Here is a 263-nt window from a genome sequence, read left to right as displayed (position 1 = left end):
CGCCTATGAAAGGCGGCTTAGCCAATGAAGATGCACCGGGCGTGTATGAAGCGCTGCCGTTTTTAATTGGCAATATCAATAACCTGATGGGCTGGCAGACAGAGCATCCGTTCGTTAGCTTAAAAGATAAAACCGTAGTGGTATTAGGCGGTGGCGACACGGCGATGGACTGCGTACGCACTTCCATTCGCCAGGGCGCAACCAAAGTCAGCTGCGCCTACCGGCGCGACGAAGCCAATATGCCAGGCTCACGTAAAGAAGTA

Annotated in this window: 1 pseudogene; it reads left to right on the top strand. The window is 53.2% G+C overall.

From position 1 onward, the window contains the following. Positions 1 to 263, top strand: a pseudogene (locus R0J87_RS21545) (glutamate synthase small subunit); the annotation flags it as partial.

The sequence above is a fragment of the Halomonas sp. SIMBA_159 genome, from assembly GCF_046536035.1.
GTDB classification, from domain to species: domain Bacteria; phylum Pseudomonadota; class Gammaproteobacteria; order Pseudomonadales; family Halomonadaceae; genus Vreelandella; species Vreelandella venusta_A.
The sequence above is the reverse complement of the archived record's forward strand: the minus strand, read 5'-3'. Positions and strand labels throughout refer to the sequence as shown.